The following is a 14876-nucleotide window of genomic DNA, read 5'->3' on the forward strand; positions in this document are numbered from 1 at the left end:
ATGTCTGAACTACTGAATGCAATCCACGCCATTGTAGGTGATAAAGGTCTCATCACCGACGAGCGTGTTGCTCAACGACCTAATGAGAGTTGGAGTAAAGGCAGCTGTCCGGCGAAAGCGGTGATTCGACCCGCGTCGACGGAAGAGGTCTCAAAAGTGCTCGCCCTGTGTCACGAGGCAAATCAGACCATCATTCCACAAGCCGGCATGACCGGCTTAGCGGACGCGACCAAAGCGACTGAAGGGGATTTTGTTCTAAGCCTTGAGCGCATGCGTTCCATTGAGCAGTTAGATACCCAAGGTGCCACTGTGCTCGTTCAAGCCGGTGTGGTTGTTGAGGATCTTCAAAATGCAGCAGCCGAGCACGACCTCCTTTTTGCAGTAGATTGGGGTGCTCGGGGTTCAGCACAGGTTGCAGGAATGCTTGCAGCCAACGCCGGTGGCAATAAGGTTATTCGCTACGGTATGGCACGTGATCAAGTTCTCGGTCTAGAGGTGGTGCTAGCCGATGGCACCGTCCTAACCAATCTTAAAGAGACACTGAAAGATAATACCGGATACGACCTAAAACAGCTGTTTGTCGGCTCAGAAGGAACTCTAGGTATTATCACACGCGCCGTTTTGAGACTTTGGCCTTCAGCGCCAGCACGTCAAACCGCACTGGTTGGCGTCGAGAGTTTTGATAACGCACTCTTACTGCTTAACACGCTGAAACAGAAACTTGAAGGTAAGCTCTCGGCATTTGAAGCGATGTGGAACAGTTTCTATAGCTTTATGGTTAACGAAACCGGTAATCATCAAAAGTTTATTGATGACTCCCTACCCTACTACATCCTAGTAGAGTCAGAGTGTGTCGATGACACTCGCGGAAAAGAGCAGTTCATTGAGGTTCTTGGCGAACTTCTAGAACAAGAGGTCATTGTCGATGCTGTGATTGCCGAAAGTCAGCAGCAGTCAGCGGCACTCTGGGCAGTTCGAGATGACATTGAGGCGATGGTTCAAGCCTTCAGCCCACTGATTCCTTACGATATCAGCCTACCGCTGCGTCACATGGAAGCTTACACAAACGAAGTCAAAGAGGCACTGTCAGAGCAGTTCCCTGAATCGACCTGCCTAACCTTTGGACACCTTGGCGATGGCAACATTCACTTCTGTGTAGGTCCAGTCAGCGATAAAAAGGCGATCGACACCGTGGTCTATAAGATTTTAGAGAAATACAAAGGCTCTGTTTCGGCAGAACACGGTATTGGACTGAGTAAAAAGCCCTATATTCACCTAAGCCGGAGCGATGCTGAGCTGGCCGTCATGCGCAGTATTAAAGCCGCTCTGGATCCAAAAGGGATTCTTAACCCTGGGAAGATTATTGGCTGATGAGCTCAATAGATTCTCTTCAGGAGCCGATTCCACCAGGGGATTACGACTGCTGCGAAAGTGGTTGTGAACCCTGCGTTTGGGATATCTACTATGCAGATAGAGCCGCATGGCAAAAGCAGCAGGCTGCACAAAAATCAGCAGAGACTAACGAAGATCAATCAACTGAAGGCGATTGATCTTCTCTCCTTCTCGTTGCTCAAATGAGTACAGAAGGTTATTTAATTCAGGAATTAAGCCGACCTTTTCAATTTTATCACCATCGACCCTTTGCCAAGTTTCCAGAACCAAATCCTTATCACGGCTCTTAATTAAAGAGTCCTCACCTTTAACAAAAACAACCTCCGAAACCCCTTTCGACTTCACAAGAGGTATCTTCAGCGTTTCAATAGATTCACCGCAACTAGTCGCTGCTTGAAGCTGAAGGATGAAGGTCAAAGGATCCTGAAAACCCTGCGGAAGCTCCAACTGAGACGTCTTACCTTTTCTATTCACTTCAGCCGTTGCGCCATTGAACTGAATGGTCGTTTTACGCGCCCCAAGCCCTTGCTGTTCAAAGAGGTAATTAATCGGAACGATGCCTTGCTCATCAACAATAAAATGGCTCTCCTCCTCTAGCGAAGCCAGTAGAACAGAGACAGACTGAAGCAATGTGAACTGACCTGAATCTGATTGAGAGATCGCTCGAGCCCCTTTCGCCCGAATACCATCAATTTCAACACGATACTCAAGAGTCTCGCCGACTCTGGATGCAAAATAATTCTGCATACATTGAGTGTCTGCCGACGCCAAAGAGCTGAGGAACAAAAAAAGTAGAGGATAGATTTTCATAGAAGTTATTCTAACCCACTTAACTGAGTAGAAAATGAATACGCATACCATTCTGGGCATTCACAACTCCTTTCCATCCGTGGAATCGCTGCATACCGTCCGTCCTGGACATTCACAGCTCATTTCCATCCATGGAATCGCTGTATACCGTCCGTCCTGGACATAAAAAAGGGTAGCTTGAGCTACCCTTGTGTGAGACATCTTATTCATTACTCACGGATGATAGAGACATCCTCAGCCTGAAGACCTTTATCGCTGTCGTGCACATTAAAACGAACACGTTGGCCTTCGTTTAATGAACGGTGTCCACGGCCACGAATGTTACGGAAATGAACGAAAACATCATCTCCATTGGCACGAGTAATAAAACCGAAACCTTTAGAAACATTGAACCACTTAACAGTACCGACTTCACGACCATCATCGATGTCATCCTCTTCATCCGCACCGTTTACACGACGTGAAGATTGAGATGCTGATGCGGAGCCAGAGCTAGCCACAAGAGTACTGATGAAAACAGCCACAAACGAAACGGCAAGCACTGGTAAGTAGTGCGATTCCGCTTTAAAGAAGTGACCAGCAGCTGCGATAACACAGGCTGCAATTACGCTGATAATGATATTTTTAATCACTGATTAACCACCCATTGGAAATATTTCTTTGTATTTTTTGGAACAAACAAATTACTCTGTACGACATTAAAAAACCCGCACAGAAAGTGAGATATAACGTATTAGTTATATTTTTTCAACAACTTAGGGGTTTACGGCGGATAAATTAACCCAAAGAGTAAGAAGAACACGAAATTATGAGTGAATCGAACAGTCGTTTAGATGATCTGGAGAGTCGAATAGCGTTTCAAGAGGAAGCGATCGATCAACTGAGTGAAATCACCATTCGCCAAGCGAAAGAGCTGGATGAACTGCGACGCATGATTATGATTCTGAACGACCGTGTTAAGAACGCTGATAATAGTGGCTTTTCACCAGCGGCGGATGTGCCACCACCACACTATTAATCGACTCATTTAGCGGTTAACAAACTAACTGCCTAACTTGCGTCTCGCATAGATATCAAAACGCCCAGACTTACCCTCTAATGCATAGCTAGGCTTCGGTCCTTCAATAATAGGCGCCTTTCTTGGTCGCTTCACAACAACCCTTGCTGGGTCATGTTGCAAAGCGGCGTCTAGCAACTCTGCACTGTCCTGATCGGCACCCACAAGCGAGCGAAAGGCTAGCATCTCTTTTTTCACCTGAGCCGACTTATCCGTGTGAGGGAACATCGGATCGAGATAGATCACGTCGTACTGATTAGAGGTCGTTTGAAGGAACTCAACCGCTTGGAGGTGACTTAATGAGAGTCTGGCCAGAATCTCCTGCAACTCTGGATCGGATGAGAACTGAGCTCTGTGCAACCCATCTCTCAACAACGCATGAACTACTGGCACCCGCTCCACCATATCCACACGACAACCTAAGGTCGCCAGCACAAAACTATCACGACCCAGCCCAGCGGTCAGATCGGCTATGTAAGGGGTAAATGCAGAGGATACGCCACAAGCCTTAGCAATCTGTTGCCCTTTACCGCCACCAAAACGACGACGATGAGCCACCGCACCCGATTCAAAGTCTACTCGAATAGGACCGGGCGCTTTAGGGCCAAGCTGGACCAGCGACAGACCATCAAATCCCACCTGAAGTAGATAGTCGAACTCAGAACCTGATTGACCACTTTTTACCAAGGGAAGATTTAAGCCATTGCTAAGCTTTTCGGCTTCCGGAAGCAGTTCATGAGACTCAACGGAAAGACCAATCATCAGCGAGTCAAAGCCCAAACTGCGATCAAAGTAACACCTAGAATCAAACGATAGATTACAAAAGGACGCATGCCGATTTGATCAAGCAGCTTCAGAAACAGATGAATACACGCCCAAGCGCTGAGGGCCGCTACGAGTGCACCAACACCAATCATCTGCCAATGCGCGTCTGCGCCGATATCGATAAGCTCTTTACCCTTCAATAACCCTGCCCCCAGAATAACTGGGATTGAGAGCAAGAATGAGAAACGAGCGGCACTTTGACGGTCAAATCCCAACATAAGCGCTGCTGTAATGGTGATACCCGATCGAGAGGTTCCAGGAATGAGAGCGATGGCCTGAGCTACACCAATCACAATAGCATCCTTAAAGCCGAGCTCTTTCATAATACGCGTCGCCTTATTGGTAGCGTCTGCCCAACCGAGTGCAAGGCCAAATAGAATGGTGGTGCCAGCAATAACCAAAATGGATCGACCATAGGTATCAATCCAGTCGCCCAACAGCAGGCCTGCTATGACAGCTGGGATCGTCGCAAATGCTACAAACCAACCAAGTTTCCCATCATCCGAGGTTCTACCAGCCAGAGTTAATGTTGACGCTGCCACAATCGACACCACTTCGCGCCGAAAATAGATGATGACAGCCGTCAGCGTGCCAACATGAACACCAACATCAAATGCTAATCCCTGATCACTCCAACCAAACAGCTGGGAGGGTAGAATCAAATGTGCAGAACTTGAGATCGGTAGAAATTCAGTTAACCCCTGTATCAGGGCCAATATCAGAGTATGTATCCAATCACTGAGCGTCACTGCTCACTCCTTTTTTTCCAAGTGCCCTCTCGAACATAAACGGGTAAAGCCTCTTCAGGCGGCACTTGATCACCCCTTTCTAGAGCTGACACTGCCATATTGAGCATACTCTCAGCCTGAGGGTACTGATCAGACAACACCCTACCCAAACCGTTTTGAACTAATGAATTCAACTGATCCAAGTAGTTAAGGCCTGGGCCAATTGCTACGCATTGAGAAACCTTTTCAGGCAGAACAACGGCTGAGGGTGCCGTCACCTGCTCCTCAGTCAAAGCAAGGATTGTGCCATTTTCCACCTTATAGACTGCCCAATAGACCTCATCCATTCGGGCATCCAAAGTCGATAGAATAAAGCCAGCCTCTGGGCATAATGCAAGCGCCTGATAAGCCAAGGTCTCAAGGGTCGATAGGGGGATCACAGGAGTATCAAAGGCGACTGCTAGCCCCTGTGTTGCTCCTGTTGCTATACGAATGCCGGCAAATGACCCTGGCCCGCGCCCAAAAGCGATCGCATCAAGCTCTTTTACCGATAGCTTGGCCTCTTCAAGAACACTTTCAACCATCGGCAACAGCAGTTGGGTATGCCCTCTGGGTACCACTTCAAACCGACAAGTGCGCTGTTCGCCGTTTAGTAAGGCGACTGAACAGGCATCAGTTGAAGTATCTAGTGCTAGAACCTTCGTCATAATATTACTCTTAAATTAAATCTGAGCCCCAGGATGGCATGATCGATTGATCATAACCGAGCTGACTCAACACCCTTGCGACCACAAAATCGATCATATCTTCGACCGTGGTGGGTTTATGATAGAAACCTGGTGACGCCGGCAGTATGACCGCTCCCATGCGGGTCAACTTCAACATATTCTCAAGATGTATCTCAGAATAGGGAGCCTCTCGCGGCACCAAAATAAGTGATCGACGCTCTTTTAGGGCAACATCCGCAGCACGCTCAATCAGATTATTACTGGCCCCAGTCGCAATGGCTGACAGTGTTCCTGTTGAACAGGGACAGACCACCATCTGACTGGGAGCGCCTGAGCCTGAAGCGACAGGAGCAAACCACTGCTCTTTACCAAAGACTTTAATCTGCTCCGCTTTAGCACCCGTGAAATCAGTAAAAAACTGCTGCTGAGCATCAGGAGTCCCTGGCAAGCTGTGCTCTGTTTCAGCCGCGACAACAACTTGAGCCGCTTTGGAGACCATCACAAAGAGTTGAACGTTCTGCTGAACCAAGCAGTGCATCAAACGCAGTGCGTACTGAACCCCCGAAGCTCCGGTAATGGCTAGGGTTACTCTTGAGTCAAAATCTGCCACGGTTCACCTCAATGTGTCGTCGAAATAAGGAGTTGTTTAATTCGCTCGTGAATGCCTTCGAATCCACCGTTCGACATCACTACGATATGACTGTTGTGTTGTAGCTCTGATTCGAGAGACTCAAGCAGAAGATCAATGCTATTAAATACAGCCTGCCCGTCAAAGCCAGCAATCTGATTCTCTAAAGACCACCCCTGAGAATCCGGTTGATACCAAAAAACAGTATCAGCTTGCGCGGCGGATTCAACTAACTGGCTCTTAAATACGCCTTGTTTCATGGTATTAGACCTTGGCTCGATGATGGCAATCAACTTCTCATCGTGCACTTTCGCTCTCATACCTTGCAAGGTCGTCGCAATAGCCGTCGGATGGTGAGCAAAATCATCATACAGAGAGACCCCTGAGAACTGACCTAACAGCTCCATGCGGCGCTTCACGCTTTTGAATTGGCTTAATGCCTCCGCACTCACTTCGGGGGTAATGCCAACGTGTCTTGCTGCCAACAGAGCATGCAGTGCATTGCGTTGATTGTGCTCACCGGTCAATTCCCAATCAACCCAGACAGGGGCCGTCTCTTTGACGCAAATTTGAAAACGCTGACCACCAGACTCTTGCTCACCGATTGCAGCACCAGAGTGACCAGGATTCATTGAAGTTGACTCTAACTCACTCCAACACCCCTGCTCTATCACCTGCTCGACTGCCGGAATATCCGAGGGGTAGATCACTCGCCCAGTAGCAGGCACCAAACGCATGAGGTGATGAAACTGCCTCTGAATCGCTGCAAGATCATCAAAGATATCTGCATGATCAAACTCTAAGTTATTAATCACCAGTGTTCTTGGGTTGTAGTGGACAAATTTAGATCGCTTATCAAAAAAAGCGGTATCGTACTCATCTGCCTCGATAACAAAAAAGTCGGTCTCTCCCAAACGAGCTGAGCAGTCAAAATCGAGCGGAACGCCACCAATCAAAAAACCAGGCTTCAACCCAGCGTACTCCAGAATCCATGCCAACATGGTCGCTGTGGTGGTTTTACCGTGAGTACCTGAAACAGCCAATACCCAACGATCCTTGAGCAAGTGATCATGTAACCACTGTGGTCCCGATGTGTGGTGAATCCCTCTCTCAAGCACCGCCTCAACACAAGGATTGCCGCGCGACATCGCGTTACCGACTATCACTAGATCGGGATTGGAGTCCAATTGAGTGGGATCGTAGCCTTGAATAATCTCAATGCCTAAGGTTTCAAGTTGCGTACTCATTGGCGGATAGACGTTCTGATCCGAACCGCTGACACGATAACCTAGCTCTTTGGCCAAAATCGCTAAAGAGCCCATAAAGGTGCCACAAATACCAAGAAAATGAAGATGCAAACCGGTGGTATCCCACAAAAAATTATAAAGATGGGCTTTAATTAACCGAAAAACCCATTTCGCACATGCAATAGCGTACCAACTTGCCTATAATTTTCATCATATTTCACACGACTAAGAGATTCTCTAATGCAGTTACTGAGCTCCTTCCTAAAGCACAACAAAACCGATGCAGACCTTGTAGAGGTGATCGAAGTCTTAATGATCGCCTGTAAAGAGGTTGCATTGCAGCTTCGCGAAGGCGCTCTGGCCGGCGTTTTGGGCACCAGCACTCTGACTAACGTACAGGGCGAGACCCAAAAGAAACTCGATATCGTTTCTAACGACATCATTAAAAAAGTCCTTCTGGATAATCGACTTGTTCGTGGCGTTGCCTCAGAAGAGGAAGAGGAGCCAGTTTGGGGATCTCGTGATGGTCGCTACCTTGTGACTTTTGACCCGCTGGATGGCTCATCAAACATCGACATCAACGTCTCGGTTGGCACGATCTTCTCAATCATCGAAGCCCCAAAACCTTGGGCTAAACAGGACACCAATGAGTTCCTCCAGCCAGGACGTAAGCAAGTGGCGGCAGGATACGTGCTTTATGGGCCTTCTGCAGTATTAGCCCTAACCACTGGTAGCGGCGTTAACATGTTCACGCTGGCTCATACCGGTGACTTTATCCTGACAGAGGAGTCGGTCAAAATTCCTGAAGAGACCAGCGAATTTTCGATCAACATGTCGAATAAGCGTCACTGGGAACCTCAGATGCAAGAGTACATCGACGATCTACTGCTTGGCGAAGAGGGTCCTCGCGAGAAGAACTACAACATGCGCTGGGTGGCCTCTATGGTGGCCGAAGTGCATCGCCTACTGACCCGTGGGGGCATCTTCACCTACCCATGGGACTCACGCGATCCGGGCAAACCGGGCAAACTACGCCTGATGTACGAAGGCAACCCAATGAGTTTCCTTATCGAGCAGGCTGGTGGCGTCGCTTCGACCTGTTACGAAGAGATTATGGATCTTAGCCCAGAGCACATTCACCAACGTGTATCCGTCGCGCTAGGTTCAAAACAGGAGGTAGAGATGTTGAAAGCCTACCACCGTAAGAAAAGTGAAAAATAGCGCTTAGTAGCATTTAGTTATATTACCAAGGTGCCTATAATGCGCCGCAGAAATTAATGAAACGTTCATAGGGAAACAACATGAGCTTTGAAAAAGTACCAGCGGGTAAAGACCTGCCAAACGACATCTACGTTATCATCGAGATCCCAGCTGAGAGCTCGCCTGTAAAATACGAGATCGATAAAGACTCTGACTCTATCTTTGTTGACCGCTTCATGGCTGCGCCAATGTTCTACCCAGCGAACTACGGCTACGTAAACAACACACTAGCTGACGATGGTGACCCTCTAGATGTACTTGTACTGACTCCACATCCAGTCATGACAGGTTCTGTTATTCGCTGTCGTCCAGTCGGCATTCTAAACATGACCGACGAAGCGGGTGAAGATGCGAAACTGGTTGCTGTTCCTCACGAGAAACTAAGCCAGGCTTACAACGACATCCATGACGTTGATGACCTGTCGCCACTTTTGAAAGATCAAATCTCTCACTTCTTCGAGAACTACAAGAAGCTTGAAAAAGGCAAGTGGGTTAAAGTTGAAGGTTGGTCTGACGCTGCTGCAGCTCGCGACGCGATCATCAAATCAGCTGAAGCTTACGAAGCAGCTAAGTAATTAGATAATTAAAAAGCCCGATCCGCTCTGCGGGTCGGGCTTTTTTGTATGTAACAGGTTAAACTTGTCGATTCAGTCAAGTTTAACCGCTCTGGAGCTAACATGAGCCGCCCCGATATTAACGAAATCAAGCAAGTTTACATTGAATCAGACTTGCTCTTTTCAAACTCTGAAGTCAACCAAGCGATCGACAAGATTGCTGATGAGATCACCGGCGAATATGCTGATCGCGATCCTGTCATCTTCACGATAATGAACGGCGGTCTTGTTATCTGCGGTCAGCTACTGACTCGCTTAGAGTTCCCTCTCGAAGCGGGCTACCTACATGCGACTCGCTACCGCAACACGACCTCTGGCCACGAACTAGAGTGGAAGGTTCCACCGATGATCGATTATCAGGGACGCGATGTGTTAGTGGTCGACGACATCCTAGATGAGGGACACACACTTCACGAAGTGATGAATCACCTCAAAGAGGGTGGAGCTAAAAGCGTGGCATCGGTCGTACTGATCGACAAAATACACGATCGCAAAGCCGTGCCTGGGATGAAAGCAGACTTCACCGGTCTAACCATACCGGATCGCTACATTTTTGGCTTTGGACTTGATTACAAAGGCTACTGGCGCAACGCACCCGGTATCTTTGCAGTCAAAGGTCTTTAGTAACCTACTGATTGATCTCATCAAACAGTAGGTTAAATGCCTCAGTCAATTTATGTTTGGCTGCCATGTGAACCAGTGGTTTAGCCAGCATATGACTCTCTTTCATTTTCACTGACGCAGGTAGCTTGGCGTTTAGCACCGGCAGATCTTGCTCCACGAGCGATTCAATGATCTGCCTAGGCAGCGACGCTCGTGGCTGAAACTGATTCACCACAATCCCTTCCAACACCAACTGCTCATTATGATCTTCACGCGTTTCGTTGATGTTATGCAGTAGGCTGTAAAGAGCTTGGCGTGCAAACTCATCACAATCAAAGGGGATCAAACAACGCTCAGCGGCGCAAAGTGCGGAGAGCGAAAAGAAGTTAAACGCTGGCGGCGTATCAATGTAGATCGCATCGTAATGGTCATCCAGAGCGTCACACAGATCTCTAAGCTTATAGATCTTATGTTTCGACTCTAACTTCGACTGCAAATCACCTAAATTCGGGTTACAGGGAATAATATCGAGATGATCGAATGGGGTCGCAAAACAGTAATCTTGTTCGGCCACTTTGTTCAGCTGAAAGCTCAATACCGACTCAAAGAAACTCTGTACATCGAGCTCTGGCGCATCGGAGTCATCACCCAACAGGTAGTGTGTTGAGTTACATTGCGGATCCAAATCGATCACTAGCGTTTTAAGTCCGCGAGCTGCACTGATAGCCGCCAAATTGACCGCGATACTCGACTTACCAACGCCACCTTTCTGGTTGAAAATAACTCGACGCATAAATTACCCCTGGGAGAGAAGATCTCTCAAATCAATAATGGCTGCATTAGCACGGGAAATGTACGAAGCCATCACCAAAGAGTGGTTGGCTAAAAATCCAAATTCGGTGCCGTTAAGAATAATGGGACTCCAGATGGTGCCCTGTGTGGCCTCTAGTTCACGAACAATCTGCTTCAACGAGGTGACCGCACTCTTCTTCTCAAGACTCTGTGCAAAATCCAACTCGATAGCACGTAAAATATGAATCAGAGCCCAGGCAGTTCCACGCGCTTCATAGAAGACGTCATCAATCTCACTCCAAGGCGTTTGTATCTCTAACTCTGAGGGCTGAGCCGTTGCTTGGGCGCCCCCCTGACTGCCGGCGAGATCGGTATTAATACGGCGCTGCCCAACGCTGGCACTTAAGCGCTGTGAAATACTACCCAGGCGAGTTGAAACGTCGCCCAACCAATCTTGAAGGTTATCGGCACGAGCATAGAACTGCGCCTGTGATTCATCCTGACTAGAGAGTTTGCCTTGATAGGCTCTTAATGAAACCAACGCATCTCGATACTCACTTTCACTTGACGGTATCAACCAAGAGTTATTATCAAAGTGTAATTTGGGTTCCGCAGAGGCTAGATCCTTCTGTTCAGTCGACTGCGACTGAGAACGACTGAAGGTTTTGCGCATTGCTCGACTCAGGTCACGAATCTGCACAAGCACACCAAATTCCCAATTAGGCAGGTTATCCATAAGAACACCCGGCGGAAAACGATCATTGGAGAGGTAGCCACCTGGCTTGTTAAGAAGCGACTCTGTCAGTTCGATCAGTGTAGCGGTTGTGTAACTGCCGACCACCACCGTTTCATTTCGCTCGGCAGCGCTAGCTTCAGTCAACTGCTTCACATCAAATTCAGCTGGAGTCCAGCTCCAGAGAAAGCCCAATACAACCACCACCAGTGAGTAGGCTGCCAGAGGCGCCAGCAACAGATAAAAGCGCTTCACTCCGAGCCCTTCCCGAAGACGATCAAGGAGATCCAACAGAGTTCTAAATAGACCTTTCATACACTACCTTTTGCGTAAATAAGCATCACAAAAATACAAATGCTGCACTGCACTATGACCTGTACAGCCCCTTGGGTCAATCCATCGATAAGTTGCTTAAAACAACCTCGTTTTAATATCAAAAGCCATTTTGCACAAATAATAGACAATTAACGTGTAGATAGCGTTAAATTTGCCGAAATTCACACCATTTTCGCAACTTTCAGCTGGACAACCCCCTTTAGTCTCATGCAAACTTAACCTTATAGGGCTCTGTTAATAGATATCTGCCTATTCGATGCAATTAACAGCCATATCCCAACAATTTATTACTTAACTGCGCTACAGGAGCACATCATGGATATTCGTAAAGTTAAAAAACTGATCGAACTTCTCGAAGAGTCAAACATCAACGAAATCGAGATCAAAGAGGGCGAAGAGTCTGTTCGTATTAGCCGTGGTGGTTCTATCGTTGCGGCTCCAGTAGCAGCACCTGCACCTGTCGTTGCTGCAGCACCTGCTTCCGCTGCTGCTCCAGTAGCTGCACCTGCTGCAGCAGAGGCTGCACCAGCTGCGCCAGCGGGTCATACAGTTAACTCACCAATGGTGGGTACTTTCTACCGTTCACCAGCGCCTAGTGCTCCAGCATTCATCGAAGTGGGCAAAACGGTTAAAGCGGGTGACGTCATCTGTATCGTTGAAGCGATGAAGATGATGAACCAGATCGAAGCAGACAAGAGCGGCGTGATTGAAGCCATCCTTGTTGAAGATGGTCAGCCGGTTGAATTTGATCAACCACTCGTTGTCATTGCCTAAACTCTAATCAACAGAGGAATATTCCATCATGTTGGATAAAGTTCTGATCGCAAACCGTGGCGAAATTGCGCTACGTATCATGCGAGCTTGTAAAGAGTTAGGCATTAAAACCGTCGCTGTTCATTCACAGGCTGATCGTGATTTGATGCACGTCCGTCTAGCTGATGAAGCGGTCTGTATCGGCCCGGCTCAATCTGCTCAAAGTTACCTAAACATTCCTTCTCTGATTGCAGCGGCAGAAGTCACTGACTCAGTAGCTATTCACCCTGGCTATGGATTCCTCGCTGAAAACGCAGGCTTTGCTGAGCAGGTCGAGCAGTCAGGTTTTACATTCATCGGCCCTAAAGCTGAAACCATTCGATTAATGGGTGACAAGGTGTCAGCCATTGAAGCGATGAAGAAAGCGGGTGTTCCAACAGTACCTGGTTCAGACGGACCACTGCCAGATAACGACAACGATACGCTTCATAAAATTGCTAAACGTATTGGCTACCCTGTGATCATCAAAGCCGCTGCCGGTGGTGGTGGTCGTGGTATGCGTGTTGTTCATACAGAAGCTCACCTAGTCAACGCTGTGCAAGTGACTAAGTCTGAAGCAAAGGCTGCCTTTGGTGATGATACTGTCTACATGGAGAAGTTCCTTGAGAACCCACGCCACGTAGAGATCCAAGTATTAGCCGACGGACAAGGGAATGCGATTCACCTTTACGATCGCGACTGTTCATTACAGCGCCGCCATCAGAAGGTTGTTGAGGAGGCACCAGCACCTCACCTAGACCCAGAATCACGCGCAAAAGTACTGCAGTCATGTGTCGATGCTTGTATTGAGATCGGCTATCGCGGTGCAGGCACCTTTGAATTTCTGTACGAAGATGGTGGCTTCTACTTCATCGAAATGAACACTCGTGTTCAGGTTGAACACCCTGTGACAGAGATGGTTACCGGTGTCGACATTGTAAAAGAGCAGCTGCGTATCGCTTCTGGTGAAAAACTATCGATCAAACAGGAAGATGTCGTGTTACGTGGCCACTCTTTCGAATGCCGTATCAACGCAGAGGATCCAAAAACCTTTATGCCATCACCGGGTAAAGTTAATGGTTTCCATGCGCCAGGCGGCAACGGCATCCGTGTTGATTCGCACCTCTATGCGGGCTACACAGTACCACCTCACTACGACTCATTGATCGCTAAGTTGATCACTTATGGTGAAGATCGCGAAGTGGCAATGCAGCGCATGCGCAATGCTCTGGATGAGATGGTCATTGATGGTATTCGTACCAACATTCCACTTCACCACGAAATCATGCGTGATACCCATTTCGAAGTGGGTGGTGTTAACATTCACTACTTAGAAAAGAAATTAGGCCTGTAAGTTAACTTACGTCCTAATCAAAGCCCGCACTGTTGCGGGCTTTGTTGTCTTTAAATTACGAGCTCAAAAGAATGCCTTGGCTACAGATAAAAGTTGTTACAAATCCTGATATTGCAGAGTTTTACGAAGATCTACTTCTTGAAGCGGGCTGTGCTGCCGTGACCTTTGAGGACGCAAAAGATCAACCTATTTTCGAACCTGAATTAGGGACTACTCCGCTCTGGGGCACAACCGTAATAACCGGTCTGTTTGCAGCAGAGCATGATTTAGAGTCGACACTTACCTTTCTAAACGAGCAAAAACTCTCCGTTAAGGGTGGCGATACAATACAGTTCAAGGCAGAAATTCTTGAGGACAAAGATTGGGAACGAGAGTGGATGACTCACTATCACCCGATGCAGTTCGGTAGCCATTTTTGGGTCTGCCCAAGCTGGATTGAAGTACCTGATGCGAATGCAGTCAATCTGATGCTCGATCCTGGACTAGCCTTTGGCACAGGTACCCACCCAACCACTGCACTCTGTCTAGAGTGGCTCGCCAGTGAGCCACTACAGAACAGATCGGTTATCGATTATGGCTGCGGTAGTGGTATTTTGGGCATTGCCGCCATTCTTTTGGGTGCAAGCGCAGTGTCAGGCGTCGATATTGATCCGCAAGCGTTAACCGCCACTCAAGACAATCTTGTCAGAAACGGTCTAGATAAAGAACGTTTACCGGTATTCTTCCCAGAGAGCTTTGAATCAGAACCGGTCGATTTAGTCATTGCCAACATACTCGCCGGACCACTGAAAGAGCTTGCTCCCACCCTGGCCGAATTGGTTAAATCAGGTGGTCAGTTAATTCTATCGGGGCTTCTGATAGAACAAGCGGATGAATTGATTGGCACCTACTCCGAGTGGTTTGATATGGAACCCCCATCAACCAAAGATGAGTGGGTTCGTTTAACGGGTCGCAAACGTTAAGGTTGAGAAGGGATA

18 protein-coding genes are annotated in these 14876 nt (G+C 47.9%); 9 read left to right on the forward strand and 9 right to left on the reverse strand.

The genetic code is table 11. From position 1 onward, the window contains the following. Positions 1–1371 (forward strand): FAD-binding oxidoreductase, encoded by a 1371-nt coding sequence (locus XMD530_RS00820; protein WP_173506563.1) that lies wholly within the window; start codon positions 1–3, stop codon positions 1369–1371. Then, positions 1371–1550 carry an oxidoreductase-like domain-containing protein gene (locus XMD530_RS00825; RefSeq protein WP_173506564.1) on the forward strand — a complete coding sequence of 60 codons (180 nt, stop codon included), beginning with the start codon at positions 1371–1373 and terminating at the stop codon, positions 1548–1550. Before XMD530_RS00820 ends, XMD530_RS00825 begins: the two co-directional genes overlap by 1 nt. Here XMD530_RS00825 and XMD530_RS00830 read toward each other — a convergent pair. Both XMD530_RS00830 and XMD530_RS11465 read right to left on the reverse strand, forming a co-directional pair. Next, a complete protein-coding gene (locus XMD530_RS00830) occupies positions 1519–2262 on the reverse strand; it encodes a DUF3108 domain-containing protein (protein WP_371731648.1) in 744 nt (247 codons plus the stop codon). The two genes, XMD530_RS00825 and XMD530_RS00830, sit on opposite strands and share 32 nt — an antisense overlap. Positions 2263–2411: 149 nt before the next feature. After that, entirely contained in the window at positions 2412–2834 is a 423-nt protein-coding gene (locus tag XMD530_RS11465) for a cold-shock protein (RefSeq protein ID WP_371731415.1), read from the reverse strand. A gap of 176 nt (positions 2835–3010) precedes the next feature. Between XMD530_RS11465 and XMD530_RS00840 the strand changes: the two genes are divergently transcribed. Further along, positions 3011–3220, forward strand: a complete 210-nt coding sequence (locus XMD530_RS00840) for a SlyX family protein (protein ID WP_173480496.1) — start codon at positions 3011–3013, stop codon at positions 3218–3220. A gap of 24 nt (positions 3221–3244) precedes the next feature. On the opposite strand, the gene XMD530_RS00845 is transcribed toward XMD530_RS00840, so the two are convergent. The 5 genes from XMD530_RS00845 to mpl are packed head-to-tail and all read right to left on the reverse strand — an operon-like array spanning position 3245 to position 7526. After that, positions 3245–4021: a class I SAM-dependent methyltransferase gene (locus XMD530_RS00845; protein WP_173480495.1), complete on the reverse strand. Its 777-nt coding sequence runs from the start codon at positions 4019–4021 to the stop codon at positions 3245–3247. Continuing rightward, positions 4021–4833, reverse strand: a complete 813-nt coding sequence (locus XMD530_RS00850) for an undecaprenyl-diphosphate phosphatase (protein ID WP_173480494.1) — start codon at positions 4831–4833, stop codon at positions 4021–4023. Before XMD530_RS00850 ends, XMD530_RS00845 begins: the two co-directional genes overlap by 1 nt. Continuing rightward, positions 4830–5519 (reverse strand): tRNA (adenosine(37)-N6)-threonylcarbamoyltransferase complex dimerization subunit type 1 TsaB, encoded by a 690-nt coding sequence (gene tsaB / locus XMD530_RS00855; protein ID WP_173506566.1) that lies wholly within the window; start codon positions 5517–5519, stop codon positions 4830–4832. Before tsaB ends, XMD530_RS00850 begins: the two co-directional genes overlap by 4 nt. A 10-nt stretch (positions 5520–5529) precedes the next feature. Then, entirely contained in the window at positions 5530–6150 is a 621-nt protein-coding gene (locus tag XMD530_RS00860; protein WP_173480492.1) for a flavin prenyltransferase UbiX, read from the reverse strand. A gap of 8 nt (positions 6151–6158) precedes the next feature. Beyond that, positions 6159–7526, reverse strand: a complete 1368-nt coding sequence (mpl, locus tag XMD530_RS00865; protein WP_173494694.1) for a UDP-N-acetylmuramate:L-alanyl-gamma-D-glutamyl-meso-diaminopimelate ligase — start codon at positions 7524–7526, stop codon at positions 6159–6161. Positions 7527–7655: 129 nt separating this feature from the next. Between mpl and XMD530_RS00870 the strand changes: the two genes are divergently transcribed. The 3 genes from XMD530_RS00870 (at position 7656) to XMD530_RS00880 (ending at position 9913) form a co-directional block, all read left to right on the forward strand. Continuing rightward, on the forward strand, positions 7656–8636 hold the full coding sequence (locus tag XMD530_RS00870) for a class 1 fructose-bisphosphatase (RefSeq protein ID WP_173480490.1): 981 nt from the start codon (positions 7656–7658) through the stop codon (positions 8634–8636). Positions 8637–8716: 80 nt separating this feature from the next. Continuing rightward, a complete protein-coding gene (gene ppa / locus XMD530_RS00875) occupies positions 8717–9250 on the forward strand; it encodes an inorganic diphosphatase (RefSeq protein WP_173480489.1) in 534 nt (177 codons plus the stop codon). A gap of 102 nt (positions 9251–9352) precedes the next feature. Beyond that, positions 9353–9913, forward strand: coding sequence for a hypoxanthine-guanine phosphoribosyltransferase (locus XMD530_RS00880; protein ID WP_173480488.1), 561 nt, complete (start codon positions 9353–9355; stop codon positions 9911–9913). A gap of 4 nt (positions 9914–9917) precedes the next feature. Here the strand turns inward: XMD530_RS00880 and XMD530_RS00885 are convergent, their stop codons facing one another. Next, positions 9918–10685 (reverse strand): ParA family protein, encoded by a 768-nt coding sequence (locus tag XMD530_RS00885; protein ID WP_173480487.1) that lies wholly within the window; start codon positions 10683–10685, stop codon positions 9918–9920. A 3-nt stretch (positions 10686–10688) separates the two neighbouring features. Continuing rightward, positions 10689–11732: a DUF2333 family protein gene (locus XMD530_RS00890; protein ID WP_173480486.1), complete on the reverse strand. Its 1044-nt coding sequence runs from the start codon at positions 11730–11732 to the stop codon at positions 10689–10691. Positions 11733–12068: 336 nt separating this feature from the next. Between XMD530_RS00890 and accB the strand changes: the two genes are divergently transcribed. From accB to prmA, 3 genes are all read left to right on the forward strand, one after another. Continuing rightward, complete coding sequence (gene accB, locus XMD530_RS00895; protein WP_173494696.1) at positions 12069–12527, forward strand: acetyl-CoA carboxylase biotin carboxyl carrier protein; 459 nt, start codon at positions 12069–12071, stop codon at positions 12525–12527. A 28-nt stretch (positions 12528–12555) separates the two neighbouring features. Next, positions 12556–13899, forward strand: a complete 1344-nt coding sequence (gene accC / locus XMD530_RS00900) for an acetyl-CoA carboxylase biotin carboxylase subunit (protein WP_173506567.1) — start codon at positions 12556–12558, stop codon at positions 13897–13899. 71 nt (positions 13900–13970) lie between these two features. Continuing rightward, entirely contained in the window at positions 13971–14861 is an 891-nt protein-coding gene (gene prmA / locus XMD530_RS00905) for a 50S ribosomal protein L11 methyltransferase (RefSeq protein ID WP_173498198.1), read from the forward strand. Positions 14862–14876: the final 15 nt, after the last annotated feature.

The organism is Marinobacterium sp. xm-d-530, assembly GCF_013283365.1.
Taxonomy (GTDB): Bacteria; Pseudomonadota; Gammaproteobacteria; order Pseudomonadales; family Balneatricaceae; genus Marinobacterium_E.

Excerpts from the sequence above, each read along its gene's own strand:
- accB (WP_173494696.1), top strand. The coding sequence starts at position 12,069 with ATGGATATTCGTAAAGTTAAAAAACTGATCGAACTTCTCGAAGAGTCA.
- XMD530_RS00840 (WP_173480496.1), top strand. The coding sequence starts at position 3,011 with ATGAGTGAATCGAACAGTCGTTTAGATGATCTGGAGAGTCGAATAGCG.
- prmA (WP_173498198.1), top strand. The coding sequence starts at position 13,971 with ATGCCTTGGCTACAGATAAAAGTTGTTACAAATCCTGATATTGCAGAG.
- XMD530_RS00880 (WP_173480488.1), top strand. The coding sequence starts at position 9,353 with ATGAGCCGCCCCGATATTAACGAAATCAAGCAAGTTTACATTGAATCA.
- tsaB (WP_173506566.1), bottom strand. The coding sequence starts at position 5,519 with ATGACGAAGGTTCTAGCACTAGATACTTCAACTGATGCCTGTTCAGTC.
- ppa (WP_173480489.1), top strand. The coding sequence starts at position 8,717 with ATGAGCTTTGAAAAAGTACCAGCGGGTAAAGACCTGCCAAACGACATC.
- XMD530_RS00825 (WP_173506564.1), top strand. The coding sequence starts at position 1,371 with ATGAGCTCAATAGATTCTCTTCAGGAGCCGATTCCACCAGGGGATTAC.
- XMD530_RS00830 (WP_371731648.1), bottom strand. The coding sequence starts at position 2,262 with ATGCCCAGAATGGTATGCGTATTCATTTTCTACTCAGTTAAGTGGGTT.
- XMD530_RS00845 (WP_173480495.1), bottom strand. The coding sequence starts at position 4,021 with ATGATTGGTCTTTCCGTTGAGTCTCATGAACTGCTTCCGGAAGCCGAA.
- XMD530_RS00885 (WP_173480487.1), bottom strand. The coding sequence starts at position 10,685 with ATGCGTCGAGTTATTTTCAACCAGAAAGGTGGCGTTGGTAAGTCGAGT.
- XMD530_RS00820 (WP_173506563.1), top strand. The coding sequence starts at position 1 with ATGTCTGAACTACTGAATGCAATCCACGCCATTGTAGGTGATAAAGGT.
- accC (WP_173506567.1), top strand. The coding sequence starts at position 12,556 with ATGTTGGATAAAGTTCTGATCGCAAACCGTGGCGAAATTGCGCTACGT.
- XMD530_RS00870 (WP_173480490.1), top strand. The coding sequence starts at position 7,656 with ATGCAGTTACTGAGCTCCTTCCTAAAGCACAACAAAACCGATGCAGAC.
- XMD530_RS00890 (WP_173480486.1), bottom strand. The coding sequence starts at position 11,732 with ATGAAAGGTCTATTTAGAACTCTGTTGGATCTCCTTGATCGTCTTCGG.